The sequence below is a fragment of the Arthrobacter sp. TJ-178 genome (assembly GCF_058269275.1).
The window spans coordinates 336,324-353,858 of sequence record NZ_JBZCNK010000005.1 but is presented as its reverse complement, the minus strand read 5'-3'; the positions used below and the strand labels follow the sequence as shown (position 1 = coordinate 353,858).

Below are 17,535 nucleotides of genomic sequence, written 5' to 3'. Positions count from 1 at the left end.
AATAGAATGGTTGGTTGATGCGTCCCGTAACCCCAGCGCCTGTTCCCCGTTCCTCTCCGATTCCTTGGCAGCGCCGTGCCATTGAGACTTTCCCTGCGCGCCGTCCGATCCGGCTGCCCAACCGGATGCGGAGGCGGGGATTGGCCATCGGGATCGACATTGGCGGCACCAAGGTTGCCGCCGGACTGATCGACGGCGACGGCAGAGTCCTTGCCGAGGCCCGGCGCTCCACCCCCGGGCAGGATCCGCGCGAAGTGGAATCCGTGATCGTGGATCTGGTGGATGAGCTTTCCGCCAACCGTCATGTGTGGTCCGTGGGTATTGGCGCCGCCGGCTGGATGGACCTTGCCGGCAGCACGGTGCTTTTTAGCCCCCATTTGGCATGGCGCAACGAGCCGCTGCGCGAAAACCTGGAACGGCTGCTGCGGCGGCGCGTCTATCTGGTTAATGATGCCGACGGCGCCGCCTGGGCTGAGTGGCGCTTCGGATCCGGCATGGGCCAGAGCCGGATGGTCTGCGTTACCCTGGGCACCGGAATCGGCGGTGCCATGGTCATGGACGGCCGGCTGGAGCGCGGAAGGTTTGGCGTGGCCGGGGAATTCGGCCACCAGATCATCATGCCCGGCGGCCAGCGCTGCGAGTGCGGAAACCGCGGCTGCTGGGAGCAGTATGCGTCCGGCAATGCGCTGGGCCGGGAAGCCCGGGAGCTGGCCGCGGCCAACTCGCCCGTGGCCCAGGAAATCCTGCGGGCCGTGGACGGAGACATCAGCGCGATCACCGGTGCGGTCGTGACCGGAATGGCGCTCGACGGCGACCAGGCCTGCATTGAACTGCTGGAAGAAGTAGGCGAGTGGCTCGGCTTGGGGCTGGCCAACCTGGCGGCTGCACTGGACCCCGGCATGTTCGTGGTGGGCGGCGGGCTCAGCGCAGCCGGAGACCTGCTGCTCGAACCGGCACGGCGCTCCTTTGCCCGCAACCTGACCGGCAGGGGTTTCCGCCCGGCGGCCCGGCTCGAACTCGCGGAGCTGGGACCGGCGGCCGGAATGATCGGTGCGGCAGACCTCTCCCGCATAGCTGCCCGGCGCTGACGCGCAGCTAAACGGCGGCGCCGTCGTCGTCATGGTGGGACGGGAGCCGGAAGAGCAGGTAGCCCGCCGAAGCCACGAACAGGGCAACCACTCCCGCAAAGACGGCCAGGGGGGCGCTCCGCCAGAACATGGCAAACAACAGCAGCAGGATCGGGCCGCCCACCGCTCCCATCCATGCCAGCAGCACGAGGGGTTCACCTGTGCTGAAGGGAGGGGGATCCGGCGGCACGAACTCGCCTTCGGATTCCAGCTCCTGAGGTTCGTCATAGTCCCGCGGTCCGCGCGGCGGTGCCGCCCGAAACGGCTGGTTCTCGAAAATAGCGCGCGTCCGCTCCGCTGCAGAACGCCCGGCCGGGGGAGGGTTGTCGGCAGGAAGCGGACCAGCGGCCTGCGCGTCGCCCGGGGGAACCGGTTCTGCCGAGGTGCCGGCGGGATCCGCTGTTGTGCCGGCGTCCGGCACCGCAGCCGCGCCGGTCACCGGCGGTGTGTCCCTGCCGCCATGGGTCTCATCGGCCGGCATATTCTGCAGGCGGGCAACGAGGTCCAGCCAGACCGCGTCGTCAGTGGACTCATTGCGTTCCGGTTCACGTTCTTTCATGCTGCAGCACCTGCGCTGATTCTTTGGATGAACTGATGGGAACGGTCAAAAATCAAGGGAGCATCATGGTCCATAGTGGCCACATGATAGCTGTTTTCCAAGGGCACTACCTCCAGCTCGCTGACCAAATGCCGGCGCAGGACATCCATGCTGGACTCCGGAACCACCGTGTCCACCGTGGATCGGAACACGATTACCGGCGCGCTGATGCGCGGCAGCGCGGCCGTGGTGTCCTCGAACAGCCGCATCAGCTGGTGGACCCCGCCCACCGGAGTCCGCAGGTAGGCGCCTTCGTCCTGGTCCTGGAGCTTAATGTTGTTGCCGATTGCAGGCACCGACCGCAGGACATACTTCAGCAGGCCGGAGTAGCGCGCCCTGGGATCATCGATGGTGAGACCGGGATTGACGACGGCGACGCCGGCCACCGGGCGGTGCGCGGCAAGGCGCAGGGCAAGGGTTCCGCCCATGGACAGTCCTGCCGCAACTACACGGTCCGTCCGCCCGGCCAGCTCCGAGTACGCCGCGTCGTAGGCGTCATACCAGAGCTCCCAGGGGGTGCGGGCCAACTCCTGCCAGGTGGTGCCGTGTCCCGGCAGAAGGGGAAGGCTCACGGCATATCCCTGGTCGGAAAGGTGCCTGGCCCATGCCATGAGGCTTACGGGTGAGCCGGTGAACCCATGGCTCAGAAGAACTCCGGTGGCGGCGTTTGCGCCGTGTCCGTCACTGGAAAAGGCGGCTGCGCCCGGTGGGGAAGTCATATCTCTATAGTTGCATCGATAGGCAGCTTTTCCACCCCTGCAGGTCCCAAAGCCGCGCCGCTTCCGAGTGCCGAAATTCAGTGCGGGCAAGCGGGCGCATAGAGTAGTAGAAGGGGATACCAAACCGGGTCCCTGATTTGTTTTGTCCGGACGGGAGAGCTGGCTTACGTGTTCTATTGGGTGATGAAGACCATTTTCATCGGGCCGGTGGTCAATCTGCTCTTCCGGCCCTGGGTCAAAGGCATGAACAACGTGCCGGAAACCGGTCCGGCTGTTCTGGTGAGCAACCACTTGTCCTTTTCCGACTCGATCTTCCTGCCGCTGGCGGTGCCCCGCCCCGTAAGCTTCCTGGCCAAGTCCGAGTACTTCACCGGCAAAGGTCTCAAGGGCAAGCTCACTGCAGCCTTCTTCCGGCTCACCAACCAGCTGCCGATGGACCGTTCCGGCGGCGCAGCCTCGGCAAACTCCCTGAGCGCCGGCGTGGACGTGCTGGAAAACGGCGGACTCCTCGGCATTTATCCGGAGGGCACCCGCAGCCCTGACGGCCGGCTGTACCGGGGCAAGACCGGGGTGGCCAAGCTGGTGCTCAAAACCGGCGTCCCGGTCATTCCCGTTGCCATGATCGGCACCGACAAGGTCCAGCCGATCGGCCGCAGGATTCCCAATATCCGCCGGATCGGAATCATCGTCGGAGAGCCGCTGGACTTCTCCCGCTATGCCGGTATGGAGAATGACCGGTTTATCCAGCGTTCGGTGACCGATGAAATCATGTATGAACTAATGCGCCTTTCCGGCCAGGAATACGTGGATGTCTACGCGAGCACCATGAAGGAAAAGCAGGCAGCCGCCCGCAAGGTTTCCAAGGGGGCGGAGGCCCGCAGCGCCGCGGTGCGCCTTCCGGATCCCGGGGCTGCTCCCGCTGCCGCCGGTGCGCACGATGCTGCCGGACAGGCAACCCGGCCCGGCGGCCGTGCCCGGCCCGCCGAGCAGGCTTCCGGAAAAGACCCAGCTCCTGTGGAAGATCAGGCGGGGCCTTCCTCCACCGGCCGCCGATCACTCCGCAAACCCGGGACCGTCACCACCATCGGCCGCCGGAAGACGCCGCAGGCGGACACCGGCACGGCCGGTGTCGAGCCCGAAGACACCGAGCCCCACAGCGCCTAGTTCCCGCGCGGTGGCGGTTTCAGCGGACCGTTAGCCGACGGGTCTCCCGCCGGCCGCAGCAGCTCCGGCGCGGCGGCCAAAGAAGGTCCCGTCGCCCAGGGATGTGCCGCTGATGTATCCCTGACCGTGCAGTCCCGAAGTGGCCCGCCCGGCGGCGTAGAGTCCCGGTATCGGCGCGCCGGACACATTCAGGACCTCGCCGTCGTTACCGGTTTTCAGGCCTCCGAGGGTGAAGATTTTAGCCCCGCCCCGTGATGCCCCAAGATCGGGCGAGCTCATGCCGCGGCTGACATCGATTGCCGCGAACGGAGCCTCCAGCGTCCGCAGCCAGCGTTTGTCCTTATGGAAGTAGGGGTCCTCGCCCCTTGCCGCGTGCCGGTTGTATTCGCCCAGCGCAGCCGTAAGTGCGCCGTCGGGCATTCCGATCTCCCGTTCCAGTTCCTCCGGAGTTTCCGCTGCGAAGTGCGGGAGCACACCCCATCTCTCATCCTCCGGTACTTCTTCGAAGGCCTTTTCGTCCAGGATGATCCACACCTGCATGTCCTGGCGGAACAGGGCGGCCTGGCCCAGCAGGCCCGGATACTGGTCCTCGTTGATGAAACGCTGCCCGACGGCGTTGACGAGCATTCCGCGGACGGCCAGGCCCGGCACCAGGGAAATCCCCACCTGGGCAGTTGCCATCCGCTGCACTCCGGCCCCGGCAGCCTGCCCCATGCGGATTCCGTGTCCGTCATCTCCGCCGTCGCTGGTGACGCCCCAGCCGACCAGCTGGGGAGCATGCTGGGCCACCATTTGGGTGTTATCGGCAAATCCGCCGGTTGTCAGGATGACTCCCTGCCGTGCCCGGAACGTCACAGTCTTCCCGAAACACCGGGCGGACACGCCAACAACTGCCGTCCCGTCCATAATGAGCTGCGCGGCATGTGTGTCGGTGCGGACCCGGGCACCCGCATTCTCCACTGCGCCGGTGAGCCGGTCCATGAGGACTTTGCCGCCGAAGCCCTCCGCCGTGACCCGGTGTCCGCGCGGAGCCGGCTTGGCGGCAACGGTGAACGGCCAGGCGTTTTCCCCGAGCCACATCAGCCCGTCATCGGTGGGCGGCACCCAGGAAGGGGAGTCCCAAAACGTCGGCTTGAACGGGACCCCCTGCCGAACCAGCCACTCAAAATGTTCCACGCTCCCGCGGCAATACAGCCGCACCTTGTCGGCGTCGGCCTGGGGACCGAGGGCAGCCAGCAGATAAGCTTCCATATCCTCCGCCGTGTCAGTGAACCCGCAGGCCGCCTGGACGGCAGTTCCCCCGCCCAGATAGATCTCGCCGCCGGACAGCGCCGACGATCCGCCGGCTCCGCTGGCGCGTTCCAGGACTGTCACTTCAGCGCCCCGGCTCCGCGCTTCCAGGGCAGCGGCGGCTCCCGCGCAGCCGTACCCGATCACCAGGACATCGGTTTCATGGTCATAGTCGGAGATGGTGCGGTGGTCCACGGGCTGCGCCGGCTGTTCCCTGCTCATCTTTGAGCCTTTCCGTTGGTCAAGTGGTGGGTCACTCAACCACGGCGGCCGGTGCCGGCAGTGCCCTTATCCCGCCCAGCGGGACCCGGCGAAGGAAGCCCTGTCATATGCGGGGGGACCGGTATGCCCGCGCCGCCCATACCCAACTGTGTTGCGGTCAAGCCGCCTCACGTTACGTTTCACACCCGGCGGCTTCTGCCTCCGCGGGCTCCAGACAGTACCCTTAAAGGCGTGACATACACTCCAGTTGATATCGCACTAGATTCATCTTCCGCTGCACGGAAAGGCGCGGCGGATTATCCCGGCCTCGATGACTGGCGGGCGCTGCCGATCGCGCAGCAGCCCACGTGGCGGGAGCACCCGGGTTATCAGGCCGCTGTAGCCGAGCTGTCCGCTGTACCTCCGCTGGTTTTTGCTGGTGAGGTGGATATCCTGCGCAACCGGCTGGCTGCAGCTGCCCAGGGAAAAGCCTTCCTGCTGCAGGGCGGAGACTGCGCGGAAACCTTTGAGGACGCCACGGCGGACAAGATCAGCTCGCGGGTAAAGACCATCCTTCAGATGGCGGTTGTCCTCACCTACGGCGCATCGCTGCCCGTCATCAAGATGGGCCGCATGGCGGGACAGTTTGCCAAGCCGCGCTCCTCCAATGACGAGACCCGGGGAGGACAGACCCTCCCGGCCTACCGCGGCGACATGGTGAACGGCTATGACTTCACCCCCGAGTCACGGGAGCACAATCCGGCCCGGATGGTCCGCGCCTACCACACGTCCGCTTCCACCCTGAATCTGATCCGCGCCTTCACACAGGGAGGCTTTGCGGACCTTCGGCTCGTGCATCACTGGAACAAGGGATTCACGTCCAACCCGGCCCACTCGCGTTATGAATCACTGGCCCGGGAGATCGACCGCGCCGTCCGTTTCATGGATGCCTGCGGAACCGATTTTGAGGCGCTGAAGCGGGTGGAGTTCTTCGCCAGCCATGAGGCACTGCTGCTGGACTACGAGCGGGCCCTGACCCGGATCGACTCCCGCACCGGGCTTCCGTATGACACGTCGGCACACTTCCTCTGGATCGGAGAGCGGACCCGCGACCTGGATTCCGCACACGTGGAATTCCTCTCCAAGGTCCGCAACCCCATCGGCGTGAAGCTGGGCCCCACCACCAAGCCGGAAGACGCCCTGGCCCTGATCGACAAGCTGGATCCCAACCGCGAGCCGGGACGCCTGACTTTCATCACCCGGATGGGCGCGCAGAATATTCGCGAGAAGCTGCCGCCGCTGGTGGAGCGGGTCACCGCTTCCGGCGCCCAGGTTCTGTGGGTGACGGACCCGATGCACGGCAACACCGTCACCTCGCCCAACGGCTACAAGACCCGCAACTTCGACGACGTCATGGATGAGGTCCGCGGCTTCTTTGAGGTCCATGACTCGCTGGGCACCTTCCCGGGCGGGCTGCACGTGGAAATGACCGGAGACGACGTCGCCGAGTGCCTGGGCGGAGCCGATCCGATTGACCAGGAAGCATTCCTGGAAGGGTACGAATCGGTCTGCGATCCGCGCCTGAACCACATGCAGTCCCTGGAGATGGCCTTCCTGGTGGCCGGCGCGCTGTCCCGCCAGGGGGAGTAAAGCCAGTCCCGGGACCGGCATCCTGAAAGATACCGGCAGATACAACCCGCCAAGCAATGAAGGTGCACGCCCGCCGGGCGTGCACCTTCATTGTTTTTGCGCAGACATTGTTTTCCGGAGCGAGTCTGCAAACCGCCGTACGCGTCAGTTAAACCACGCGCAGCGTGATCAGGGATCCCTCCGGTGCCATGGACCCGCCGCTGGGATCCTGTGACTGGACGATGCCCAGCAGGCCGCCCAGCAGTTCATTGATCTGGACCCGGAAACCAAGACGTTCCAGCTGCGCCTGTGCATCTTCGGGGGACTGGCGCACCACGTTGGGGACAGCCACCATCACCGGGCCCTTGGACAGGGTCAGTGTCACTGTGGAGCCGCGGTCCACCAGTTGCGAACCGGGAGCCTGGACAGCAACGGACCCGTCCGGGACGTCGGCGCTGTTGATTCGCTCCGGAAGTACCTTTGCCGTCAGCCCGGCCTCTTTGATGAGCCGCTCTGCCTCGTCCTTGCTCTTGCCGACGACGGAAGGAACCTGGACCGGAGCCGGGCCGAGGCTGAGGACCAGATTCACAGATGTGTCGCGCCGCAGCTGGGTGTCCGCCGCCGGAAACTGGCTGATGATTTTCCCTGCGTCAACGGTCTCGCTGTATTCCTCGGTAACCGCTCCTACGGCAAGGCCGGCATCCGTAATGTTCTCCCGGGCAGCCTCCGCCGTGCGGGAGACGACGTTGGGAACCTCGAAGAGTTCGGGTCCTTTGCTGATGAGCAGGGTCACCGGCTTGTAGCGCCGGATTTCAGCCGGTGCATCGGGATCCGTTCCCACGGCGAGGCCGGCAGCAACAATCTCATCGTGCACTTCGCTTGTGGAGTACTGCAGGCCTTCCCCGCTGAGCAGTGCACCGGCTGCCTCCTGGGAAACATTGGCGACGTCCGGAACGGAAACCACGGCGCCGGGGCCCCGGCCAAAGAACCACCCGGTGAACACGGCGGCGGCAATGAGCAGGACTGCCAGCACCACCAGGAGCGCACCGCGCCTGCGGGGCCGTCCGGGGCGCAGTGAGACTTCGGGGCGGTGCGCCTCCCTGCTGCTTTGCCGCTGGAATGCCTTGGCATCCCTGCGGTCCTGCCGTCGCTGTGCAATGGTTCCGGCCGGGGATCCGGTCGAAGCATCCTCGGCGTGATCAGCAGAGTCGTAGTCGTTCTCCTGCCCCGCTTCGGCAAGCCGCCGGGTATCCGAGCCTGCCCCGCCGGCGGGAAACACTGAAGTGGCGTTATCAGTGCGGCGGATAACCTCGGTGGGGTAACCGGCACCGGGCGCTGGGTCTGACGGCGCGATGACCTCGGTGGAGCCGGCCGGAGGCCTCGGAAGGGCGACGGTCTCCGCCTCGTGCGTTCCTGCGGCCTCCGCAACGGAAACGGACGGACGGCGCTCCGGCGGGCGAGGCTGCCCAACGGGGGCGGAAAAATGGTAGTCCAGTTCCTCGTCACTGAGGGACGTGCGGATGTGGCGGAGTTCGCCCAGCAGGGCCCTGCCGTCCACGGGGCGGTTGTCAGGATCCGGAGCTGTGCACCACTGAACAAGTTCGTCCAGATCGGCAGCCAGCCCCGGGCAGGCCTGAGAAGGCGCGGGAACCGTGGAGTGGACGTGCTGAAAAGCAATCTGGATGGGAGCCGTGCCCGTGAAGGGCTGCCTGCCGGTCAGCATCTCGTACAGCATGATCCCGGCCGAATAAACGTCGCTGCGCTTGTCTCCTCCGCTGCCGGTCACCAGTTCGGGGGCGAGATAAGCAACGGTTCCCACCAGCGTGCCGGTGTTGGTGCTCGTGGAGACAGCGCGGGCCAGACCAAAGTCAGCGATTTTGATGCTGCCGTTGTCCGCGAGCAGGACATTTTCGGGTTTGACGTCACGGTGGACGAGGCCGGCGTCGTGGGCTGCTGCCAAGCCGTCCACAACGGCATCGAGCAGGGCCAGGGCGAGCCGCGGGGACAATCTGGTCCGTGTTTCCAGCAGCTCACGCAGGGTCTTGCCGGGCACGTATTCCATCACCAGATAGGCCAGGTTTTCCTCGAACCCCTGGTCCAGGACGCCGACGACGTGCGGGTGCGAAAGGCGGGCGGCCGACTTTGCCTCCCGCTCAAAGCGGTCCAGGAAACCCGGGTCGGCGGCCAGATGCGGATACAGCACCTTCAGCGCAACATCGCGGTCCAGCCGCAGGTCGGTGGCCAGATAGACCGTGGACATTCCGCCGCGGGCAATACGGGAAAGCACCTGGTAGCGCTCATCCACTACGGTGCCAACTAGGGGGTCATTCACGGGTTCATGCACTCTACGATCCTACGTGTGCAAAAGGGCAGGGCCCGGATCGACACCCGATCCGGACCCTGCCCTGCTCGCGGCTGCTGCGGTTAGGAGAAGGACTGGCGGTGTGCCAGAACCGAGGCGACGTAGTTGCGGGTGTCAGGGAACATGCCCTGCGTGTCTACCGAGTACTGGCCCTGGTAGTAGGAAGCCACTGCATCTTCCAGGCTGCCGGTGGTCCTCATCAGCGAGCTGATGATGGCAACGCCCGCGGTGGCGTTGTCATACGGATCCAGCAGGTTCAGGTCGCGGCCAACGAGGTCTGAAGCCCAGGCGCCGGAGCTGGGGATGACCTGCATGGCTCCGATGGCGTTGGCGGGGGACACCGCACGCTGATCAAATCCGGATTCCTGGTAGGAGAACGCCAGGGCCAGGGCCGGATCAACGCCCATTTCCGCCGCTGTCTGCGCGACGATCTGCTGCATTTGTGCACGGTCCGGAACGTCAGAGTTGTTCAATGACTGCTTGTTGACGTTGGCATCGGCAACCACCGCGTCCGGGTAGGTGTAGTGCAGGAACGTGTTGGGGACCAGATCTGCCTGGGCTGCTTCCGCGGGTGCGTAAGCGAGCGTCGTGACTGACGCGCCGCCGGAAAGAACAACGACGTCGCCCGGGTGCAGGACGGTACTGCCGTTCATGCCGTTGGCGGACATGAGCTCGGCGAGGCCAATGTTGTGGCTGGCTGCGATTCCCGTCAGGGTGTCGCCGGGCTCAACCGTGTGGCTTGCTGCGGGTGCGGCGGACGCGGGTGCGGCTGAAGGAGCGGATCCGCCGGAAAACGAAATCTGCTGGCCGGGGTGGATGACGGAGGTCATCGTCAGGCCGTTGGCGGCCAGGACGCTGTCCAGGCTGACACCCTGAGCTGCGGCGATGCCGCCCAGCGTATCGCCGGCCACCACTGTGTAGCCGGAGGCTGAGGATGCGGCGGGGGCCGCGGGCGCGGCGGAAGCGGAACCGGTCAGGCGCAGTTCTTCACCGGCGAAGATCAGCGAGGTGGGCTGAAGGTTGTTTGCGCTCAGGACTTCATCCTGGGACAGTCCGTAGCGGGCGGCAATGGAGCTGACGGTGTCTCCGGCCTCGATCCGGTGCGTTGCGGGCACTCCGGCTTCGGCGGCAACGATGACGGGAATCTGAGCGGCCACACGCGACGGGACCACAACGGCGGCAGCCTTCTGGGGAGCCTGTACCGGCATTTGCGTAAAAACGGCTGTGCCGTTGCCCGCGGGAGCTGCATGGGCCGGGTCGGCAAGCGCCAATGCCGACAGCAGGAAAGCAGGAATGGCAGCCGCGGTCACGGCAACACTCAGCTTCCGGGGCATTCCCCGCGAGATAAAACGCTGGGAAGTGGTTCCCTGAATCGCCTGTGCAGTCATAAAGGGCTATTTCCTCATCTGTGGACGGCGCGGATTTAACCGCAACTCCGGGACATTTGTTTAGTGGTGGTGCGAGTGTGACAGAAGTGACTTCTGTGACGTAAGCGAATTTACACTACGTAGGCGCGTATCAGTACCTGAGTAGATGACAATTACGGTTTCAGCGCTCTAATGAACCCGAAACTGGCCCGGGAGAGGGTTCTCATGGGAACCTAGGGGAGTGACTGAACTTGAGGAACTAGTTTCCGACTGGCTGACCCTGCCCGATGTGGCTGAAAAACTGAACGTATCCATTACCAAGGTGCACAGCATGCTCGAAGAGCGTGCGCTGGTGGCCGTACGGCTTGGAGACCGGAAAATCCGCAGCATCCCCGCCGCGTTTATTGACGACGGCGCTGTCCTGGACAGCCTGAAGGGGACCATCTCCGTGCTGATTGACGCCGGCTACAACGACGTCGAAATGGTTCGCTGGCTCTTTACGGCTGACGATTCACTGCCCGGACGTCCTGTTGACGCGCTCCGTGAAGGCCGCAAGACGGAAATCCGCCGGCGGGCCCAGGCGTTGGGCTGGTAATCCGGAACACCCAAAAGTATGTAAAAGCATAAAAGTGCATAAAGCAGCGGCTCCCTTATTAAGGGAGCCGCTGCTTTGTTATTCCGCCGTGCTGGGTTTGTTCGCAACTTTCGCCGGCAGCGGGTCCTGCCCGCCCTGATCAGGCTTTGCGGTTAACTGCCGCGAGGGCGAGCGAGTGCAGTGCCGCACGGGTGACGGCGTTTACCGGCATTTGCTCCAGTGCATCAAAGGCTGCCCGCGTATGGCCCTCAATGAGGGTTTCGGTGGCAGCCAGGGCGCCCGAGTCTTCGATCAGGGTGCGCAGTGCGTTAACACCGTCGTCGTCGAGGTCTTCACGGCCCAGGCCGTCCGCAATGACCTTTTGGGCGGTGGATCCGCCCAGGGCCAGCGCATAAGCGACCAAAACGGTGCGCTTTCCTTCCCGCAAATCGTCGCCGGCGGGTTTTCCGGTCTGGACCGGATCGCCGAAGACGCCCAGCACATCATCGCGCAGCTGGAATGCTTCCCCCAGCGGAAGTGCGAAGCGGGAGTACCAGTCCATGAGTTCATCCGATGCACCGGCGAGGGCGCCGCCCAGGGTTAGGGGATGCTCCGTGGTGTATTTGGCGGATTTGTAACGAAGGATGTTCCGGGCGCGGACGACGGCGCGCTCGGGTTCGTGGGTTGGGCCCACCACTTCCTCGAGGATGTCGAGGTACTGGCCGGCCATTACCTCGGTGCGCATGCGGTTGAAGATCCGCCGCGCAGGAGTACCGTGAGCCGCTTGGGCGCCCACCGCAGCGAACATCTCCTCGCTCAGCGACAAGCACAAATCGCCGGCAAGGATGGCTGCGGATGAACCGAAATGGGTTCCGTCCAGGTGCCAGGCGGCCTCGCTGTGGGCTGTGCTGAACCGCCGGTGGACGCTGGGCCCGCCCCGGCGGGTGTCCGAGCGGTCAATGATGTCATCGTGGATCAGGGCAGCGCTCTGGAACAGTTCCAGTGCCGTGCCCGCCCGCACTGCTGCGGTGCCCAGCTCGGCCCCGCCGGCACCCCGCCAGCCCCAGTAGCTCAACAGGGCGCGCAGGCGCTTTCCGCCGCGGGCAAGGGATGATACGGCGTCCAGGAGCGGAAGCGATTCCACCGATACATCCTGGAGAACGGCTTGCTGCTCGCCCAGGAAGGCTTCGAGTTCCGCGCTGAGGTGCTCGCGGTAGGCGGACTGTTCCCGGGCGGCAGTCGCCTCGGCAGCCGGGAGGGTGTTTTCCACGGCGGGCCTACTTGGCTGACTCGGGCAGGGTGTTGATGCTGGCCGTGTACGTGTTGCCGCCCTCGCGGGGGACAACTGTCACGTTTGCGGTGTCATCGGCACCCGAGCGCAGGAACTGCTGCACGGTGGCGGTCTTCTGGACCTCAGGCTCGCCCGCTGTGAACCCCTGGGCAGTGAACGTCTTGGCGTAGTAGTCCAGGATCTCCTGCGCGGAGGCGGCCGTCGTCGCGCTCAGGGAAGCGGTGAACAGCGCGGGGGTTTCCTCGAAACTCGTGGTCAGCGGGGTTGACCCCGGCATCACCGGAATGAGGTCGGCGGGAAAACCCTCTGCAATGGCGGCGGATGAGGCAGAGGGGGAAGCGCTGCTGCCGGACGACGACGGACTGCCGGAGGAGGCTGAAGCGGAGGAGGAGGCCGAGCCGCTGGGTGAGGGTGAGGCTGAAGACGGCGACGCTGAAGACGGTGACGACGACGTGGAGGCGGATGCCGGGGCCGAGGCGGTGCCGGCGGAATCCGAGTCCGGAGAGCATCCGGCGGCGACCACGAGCAGGGCGGCGGAGGCAAGGGCGATCAGGGGCTTATTCATGGGTATCCGCTTCGTGTGGGAGTCAGGATCTGGTCCCCAGTCTAGGGGAAGCCCGAATGTCAGTGCCGTTGTCTACCATGAAGGAGTGAGCAACGGCCCCAGCGAAAACCGCGACTGCACCATCATGCACGTGGATATGGATGCGTTTTACGTCTCCGTGGAATTGCTCAAGCGGCCGGAACTGGCGGGCCGGCCCATCATTGTGGGCGGCCTGGGCGGCAGATCGGTGGTGCTGTCCGCCTCCTATGAAGCCAGGCGCTACGGAGTCCATTCGGCCATGCCCATGTCCGTGGCCTACCGGCAGTGCCCGCAGGCCGTCATCCTGGAACCGCACCAGGAAGATTACCGCGAGGTCTCCGGGCGGCTGATGGGGATCTTTGAATCCATTACCCCGCTGGTTGAGCCCCTCAGCGTGGACGAGGCTTTCCTTGATATTGGCGGCGCCATGCGCCTGCTCGGGCCGCCCCGCGCCATTGGCGAACTGATCCGGCGGCGGGTGGCCGCGGAGCTGGGCATCACTGCCAGCGTGGGCATCGCCGCTACCAAGTTCGTGGCGAAGATTGCCTCCACCCGGTCCAAGCCGGACGGACTGCTGCTCATTCCGCGCAGCGAGACGGTTTCCTTCCTGCACACCCTGGATGTTTCGGCTCTCTGGGGCGTTGGCGCCAAAACACGGGAAACCCTGGGACGGGTGGGCATTTCCACTGTCGAGGACGTCGCCCGCACCCCGGTGAGCGTCCTCAAGCGCCTGCTGGGGTCAACCGGGGAGCACGTGTACGAACTGGCGTGGGGGCGGGATCCCCGAAGCGTTACTCCGGTACGGACGGAGAAGAGCATTGGTGCGGAGGAGACCTTTGCACAGGATGTCTCCGAAGATGAAATCCTGCACACGGAACTGCTGCGGCTGGCGCATCGGACGGCCGTCCGGCTGAGAGCGGCGGGCATGCAGTGCCGGGCGGTTTCCCTGAAGCTGCGCTTTGCGGACTTTTCCACGATTACCCGGACCCGGACCCTGCGGGAGCCGGTGGACAGCGCCCAACTGATCTACGAGGAAGTGCGCGGCCTGCTTACGGCTCTCGGTCCGCGGCGGATGAGCGTGCGCCTGATTGGACTGCGGACCGAACGGCTCGAACCGGCAGGGAATGCGGCGGTGCAGCTGACGCTGGACGGACGGGACGACAACTGGCGGTCGGCGGAAGACGCGCTGGATAAGATCAATGCCCGCTTCGGCGAGCTCGGAGTGGTGCCGGCCCGGCTCCTGGGCCCCTCCGGGCGGGGCCGCCAGGGCCGCAATCCGGGGCAGGGTTCCGCTCCGCCGCCGGCGCAGGACTAAGCCCTAGGCGGAATGGTTCCCCGCGGCATCCCCACCGCTTTCCCCGGACTAAATTGCCACCTATCCTTAGACGTAAGCACAACTTGCGTTCTGTCCGGGTCATCGGTCCAGGTGGTGGCTCCGGGTTCCCGGGGTTCCTCCGCAGTCTTCCGGGCCACCGGAGGCGGGAACCGCTCCGGTACCGGGATCGTTGGTTGGTTTACATGGGAATTTCGGACCGCAAGGAGGCAGTAATGGCACTCTCGGAACACGAGCAGCGCTTGCTGGACCAGTTGGAGCAGCAATTACACGCCGAGGACCCCAAATTTGCCAATTCAATGGCTACCCCGGCGGCAACGGGCATTTCAACCCGGCGCATAGTGCTCGGAGCACTCGTAGCCGTTGCCGGCATCGGGCTGCTGCTTGGTGGTGTCGCCTCCGATTCCCCGTTCAGCTTGATCCTGGGAATATTGGGCTTCCTGGTCATGGGGGCCGGCGTCTACTACGCAACGACGCGTGGCAAGCGTGGGTCAAAGTCGGTTTCGCCGGCACGCCGTAAGGAACGCGAAGCAAGTTCCCCGAAGAACTTCATGAGCAATCTGGAAAACAAGTGGGATGAGCGCAAGCGCGACCAGTAGCCGGAGCCGTCCGTAAACGGGGACAGGCTCCACTTCCCTCCACGGTCAGCCCGTAAGAGAAAAAGACCCGCTCCGGCGGGTCTTTTTTGTGGCCAAAGGGAGCAAAGAAGGGAGCGGCAGCCTCGGGGTTTGCTCCGGATTCCCTCCACTCGCCTCACACCGCGCAAATATGCGGAATAAAAGGCGCGGCGCGCCGTATATCGGTGCGCCGCGTCGTTGACTGTGGAGGGAAGTGGAGTAAAGTGGAGGCCATAAGAGTGCAGAGGCAGCGCAGGAGGAAATTCTCCTCATCAGACGGGTGGTGACCGATGTTCCTCGGAACACATTCACCGCGCTTGGATGAGAAGGGGCGGCTCATCCTGCCGGCCAAGTTCCGCGAGGAGCTGGCCGAGGGCCTGGTCCTGACAAGGGGCCAGGAACGCTGCATCTACGTCTTTAGCCAGAAGGAATTTGAACGGGTCCACGAGCAGATGCGGGAAGCTCCGCTTTCTTCGCGTCAGGCGCGTGACTACATTCGGGTTTTTCTGTCAGGAGCATCAGATGAAGTCCCGGACAAGCAGGGTCGGATCACCATTCCGCCGGCGCTGCGGGCCTATGCCGGACTCGGCCGTGAACTGGCCGTGATCGGAGCGGGGACCAGGGCTGAGATTTGGGACGCCGCTGCATGGCAGACCTACCTCGAAGCGCAGGAAACGGCGTTCTCGGAAACGGATGAGGACACCATTCCCGGCATCTTCTAGTCCACTCACTGCACACAACACCAATTCCAAACCCCAGCAGTACCACCACCCAGACCCACCACCACGCAGAGACCGGACAGCAGCGGTTTCTTGCATGAGATCTCCAGCCGCCCCGCAGGGCCGGCACCTGACTCACTTCCCCGGAGCCAGGCGTCACAGCGTGAGGCGCGGATGGGGGTCTGATTCAAGAACTACGCCGCCGTCCCCGGACGCGGAAGGACAGCAGATGAGCGAAGATCGCCCAACCGAAGAACGGCACGTTCCGGTGCTGCGTGACCGCTGTATCAATTTGCTGGCACCCGCCATCGAAAAAGCAGTGGCGGATCACGGCAGCGCCGTGGTGGTTGACGCCACGCTGGGCATGGGCGGACACACCGAGGCCATGCTTTCCCGGTTTCCCCAGCTGCATGTCATTGGAATTGACCGGGACCGGCAGGCACTGGCCCTGGCCGGGGAGCGCCTGGCTCCCTTCGAGGACCGCATTGACCTGGTGCATGCGGTCTACGACGAGATTGCCGACGTCGTCCGGGACCTGGGCTTTGCCGGCATCGACGGCGCGCTCTTCGACCTGGGAGTGTCCTCCCTGCAGCTCGACGAGCGGGACCGCGGATTCGCCTACTCCTATGACGCTCCGCTGGATATGCGGATGGACACCAGCCGTGGACGCACCGCGGCGGACATTGTCAACACGTACAGCGAAGCCGATCTGGTCTCCATCATCCGCAAATGGGGCGAGGAAAAGTTTGCCGGCCGCATTGCCAGCACCATAGTCTCCACCCGGGCAGCGAAGCCGTTCACCACCACCGGCGAACTTGTTGACGCCATCCGGGGCGTAGTTCCTGCCGGAGCGGCGCGCACAGGCGGACACCCCGCCAAGCGCACGTTCCAGGCGCTGCGGATTGAGGTCAATGAAGAACTGGATGTCCTGGAGCGGGCCATCCCGGCCGCTCTCTCCGTCCTCAATCTTGGCGGCCGCGTGGTGGTGATGTCCTACCACTCGCTGGAAGACAAGATTGTCAAGGGCGTCTTCGCCGCAGGTTCACGATCCTCCGCTCCCAAGGGTTTCCCCGTGGAACTGGAACAGCACAAGGCTCAGCTTCAGCGCCTCACCAAGGGAACGGAAGTTCCCACGGATGAAGAAATCACCGAAAACCCACGTGCTGCCTCTGCAAAGCTGCGGGCCGTGGAACGAATCCGCATTTCCACCGACGGGGCAGAATCATGACACAGGTACAGACGCGGCCGCACGCATCGGCGGGTGCTGTCCGCCGGGTCACTCACGGCAACAACGCCCGCGCCCTGAACTGGGCGCCGGCACCGGGCGGCCCCGGACACGCTCCTGCCCCCGCCGCGCCCGCACCGCGCCGCCGCACACCGTTGTCAGTGGTACCCGCAGCACGTAGCCGGCGCCGCGCTCCCGTGGTGGTTTTCTGCTTTGTTGCCCTGATCCTTGGATTGGGAGCAGTACTCCTGCTGAACATTTCAGTTTCCAGCGGTCAGTACCAGCTGGTGGAGCTGCAGAATGAGCGCACCGAACTGATGCAGCGCAACGAGGCGCTGACCCAGCAGCTGGAAAACCATCAGGCTCCCCAGATGCTGGCGGCTCAGGCTGCGGAGCTGGGAATGGTGACCTCTTCATCGTTCGGCAGCATTGACCTGCAGACGCTGGAAGTAACAGGCAACCCCGTCCCGGCCGAAGAAAGCGAAGGACCTGCGGTGTTGATTCCTGCCCCCGAGGTGCTGACGCAGCCGGTTGCCCCCCAGGCGGCCGGCACGGAAGCGGAAGAAACAGGGGAGTCAGCCCGTGCAGCGGAAGCGAGGGAAGAGGAAGCAGCGGAAACCGGTCCGGTACCGGCCAGTCCTGCTGACGGCTGGACGGCTCCGGCCACCCCGGAAGCTGACCTGAACGGCGGCACCATTCCCGCACCCGCACAGATCGACGAGCAGTAGTTTTAACA

Annotated in this window: 16 protein-coding genes; 9 read left to right on the top strand and 7 right to left on the bottom strand. The window is 64.8% G+C overall.

Going from position 1 to position 17,535, the window contains the following annotated elements; all coding sequences use genetic code 11:
- The first annotated feature begins 125 nt into the window (after nucleotides 1–125).
- Nucleotides 126–1,088 carry an ROK family glucokinase gene (locus AC4D2Q_RS15315; RefSeq protein ID WP_490947379.1) on the top strand — a complete coding sequence of 321 codons (963 nt, stop codon included), beginning with the start codon at nucleotides 126–128 and terminating at the stop codon, nucleotides 1,086–1,088.
- A 7-nt stretch (nucleotides 1,089–1,095) separates the two neighbouring features.
- Here AC4D2Q_RS15315 and AC4D2Q_RS15310 read toward each other — a convergent pair whose 3' ends face one another.
- Together AC4D2Q_RS15310 and AC4D2Q_RS15305 are read right to left on the bottom strand one after the other, a co-directional pair.
- Nucleotides 1,096–1,686 carry a hypothetical protein gene (locus AC4D2Q_RS15310; RefSeq protein WP_490947332.1) on the bottom strand — a complete coding sequence of 197 codons (591 nt, stop codon included), beginning with the start codon at nucleotides 1,684–1,686 and terminating at the stop codon, nucleotides 1,096–1,098.
- Nucleotides 1,683–2,444 (bottom strand): alpha/beta hydrolase, encoded by a 762-nt coding sequence (locus AC4D2Q_RS15305; protein WP_490947331.1) that lies wholly within the window; start codon nucleotides 2,442–2,444, stop codon nucleotides 1,683–1,685. The genes AC4D2Q_RS15310 and AC4D2Q_RS15305 overlap by 4 nt, the downstream gene beginning before the upstream one ends.
- 183 nt (nucleotides 2,445–2,627) lie before the next feature.
- Between AC4D2Q_RS15305 and AC4D2Q_RS15300 the strand changes: the two genes are divergently transcribed.
- Entirely contained in the window at nucleotides 2,628–3,608 is a 981-nt protein-coding gene (locus AC4D2Q_RS15300) for a lysophospholipid acyltransferase family protein (protein ID WP_490947330.1), read from the top strand.
- 30 nt (nucleotides 3,609–3,638) lie between these two features.
- On the opposite strand, the gene AC4D2Q_RS15295 is transcribed toward AC4D2Q_RS15300, so the two are convergent.
- The gene (locus AC4D2Q_RS15295; protein ID WP_490947329.1) at nucleotides 3,639–5,120 is read right to left on the bottom strand and encodes an FAD-dependent oxidoreductase; all 1,482 of its coding nucleotides are present in this window, start codon (nucleotides 5,118–5,120) and stop codon (nucleotides 3,639–3,641) included.
- 231 nt (nucleotides 5,121–5,351) lie between these two features.
- On the opposite strand from AC4D2Q_RS15295, the gene AC4D2Q_RS15290 reads away from it, so the two are divergent.
- Complete coding sequence (locus AC4D2Q_RS15290; RefSeq protein ID WP_490924933.1) at nucleotides 5,352–6,749, top strand: class II 3-deoxy-7-phosphoheptulonate synthase; 1,398 nt, start codon at nucleotides 5,352–5,354, stop codon at nucleotides 6,747–6,749.
- Nucleotides 6,750–6,897: 148 nt separating this feature from the next.
- Here the strand turns inward: AC4D2Q_RS15290 and AC4D2Q_RS15285 are convergent, their stop codons facing one another.
- Both AC4D2Q_RS15285 and AC4D2Q_RS15280 read right to left on the bottom strand, forming a co-directional pair.
- Nucleotides 6,898–9,060, bottom strand: coding sequence for a Stk1 family PASTA domain-containing Ser/Thr kinase (locus tag AC4D2Q_RS15285; protein WP_490947328.1), 2,163 nt, complete (start codon nucleotides 9,058–9,060; stop codon nucleotides 6,898–6,900).
- Between the two features lie 92 nt (nucleotides 9,061–9,152).
- On the bottom strand, nucleotides 9,153–10,478 hold the full coding sequence (locus tag AC4D2Q_RS15280; RefSeq protein ID WP_490947327.1) for a lytic transglycosylase: 1,326 nt from the start codon (nucleotides 10,476–10,478) through the stop codon (nucleotides 9,153–9,155).
- A 220-nt stretch (nucleotides 10,479–10,698) separates the two neighbouring features.
- Here AC4D2Q_RS15280 and AC4D2Q_RS15275 point away from each other — a divergent pair, with 220 nt between their 5' ends.
- Nucleotides 10,699–11,052, top strand: a complete 354-nt coding sequence (locus tag AC4D2Q_RS15275) for an Rv2175c family DNA-binding protein (protein ID WP_104054705.1) — start codon at nucleotides 10,699–10,701, stop codon at nucleotides 11,050–11,052.
- Between the two features lie 139 nt (nucleotides 11,053–11,191).
- On the opposite strand, the gene AC4D2Q_RS15270 is transcribed toward AC4D2Q_RS15275, so the two are convergent.
- On the bottom strand, nucleotides 11,192–12,301 hold the full coding sequence (locus AC4D2Q_RS15270) for a polyprenyl synthetase family protein (protein WP_490947326.1): 1,110 nt from the start codon (nucleotides 12,299–12,301) through the stop codon (nucleotides 11,192–11,194).
- A gap of 7 nt (nucleotides 12,302–12,308) precedes the next feature.
- Nucleotides 12,309–12,887, bottom strand: a complete 579-nt coding sequence (locus tag AC4D2Q_RS15265; RefSeq protein WP_490947325.1) for a hypothetical protein — start codon at nucleotides 12,885–12,887, stop codon at nucleotides 12,309–12,311.
- Between the two features lie 85 nt (nucleotides 12,888–12,972).
- Between AC4D2Q_RS15265 and dinB the strand changes: the two genes are divergently transcribed.
- The 5 genes from dinB to ftsL all read left to right on the top strand — a co-directional run bounded on the left by dinB (nucleotide 12,973) and on the right by ftsL (nucleotide 17,527).
- Nucleotides 12,973–14,220, top strand: a complete 1,248-nt coding sequence (gene dinB / locus AC4D2Q_RS15260; protein ID WP_490947324.1) for a DNA polymerase IV — start codon at nucleotides 12,973–12,975, stop codon at nucleotides 14,218–14,220.
- A 233-nt stretch (nucleotides 14,221–14,453) separates the two neighbouring features.
- Entirely contained in the window at nucleotides 14,454–14,837 is a 384-nt protein-coding gene (locus AC4D2Q_RS15255; protein WP_490924939.1) for an SCO2097 family morphological protein, read from the top strand.
- A 308-nt stretch (nucleotides 14,838–15,145) separates the two neighbouring features.
- Nucleotides 15,146–15,577 carry a division/cell wall cluster transcriptional repressor MraZ gene (gene mraZ / locus AC4D2Q_RS15250; RefSeq protein WP_400932888.1) on the top strand — a complete coding sequence of 144 codons (432 nt, stop codon included), beginning with the start codon at nucleotides 15,146–15,148 and terminating at the stop codon, nucleotides 15,575–15,577.
- 226 nt (nucleotides 15,578–15,803) lie between these two features.
- Nucleotides 15,804–16,802, top strand: coding sequence for a 16S rRNA (cytosine(1402)-N(4))-methyltransferase RsmH (gene rsmH / locus AC4D2Q_RS15245; protein WP_490924940.1), 999 nt, complete (start codon nucleotides 15,804–15,806; stop codon nucleotides 16,800–16,802).
- The gene (gene ftsL, locus AC4D2Q_RS15240; protein ID WP_490947323.1) at nucleotides 16,799–17,527 is read left to right on the top strand and encodes a cell division protein FtsL; all 729 of its coding nucleotides are present in this window, start codon (nucleotides 16,799–16,801) and stop codon (nucleotides 17,525–17,527) included. The genes rsmH and ftsL overlap by 4 nt, the downstream gene beginning before the upstream one ends.
- The last annotated feature ends 8 nt before the right edge of the window (nucleotides 17,528–17,535 follow it).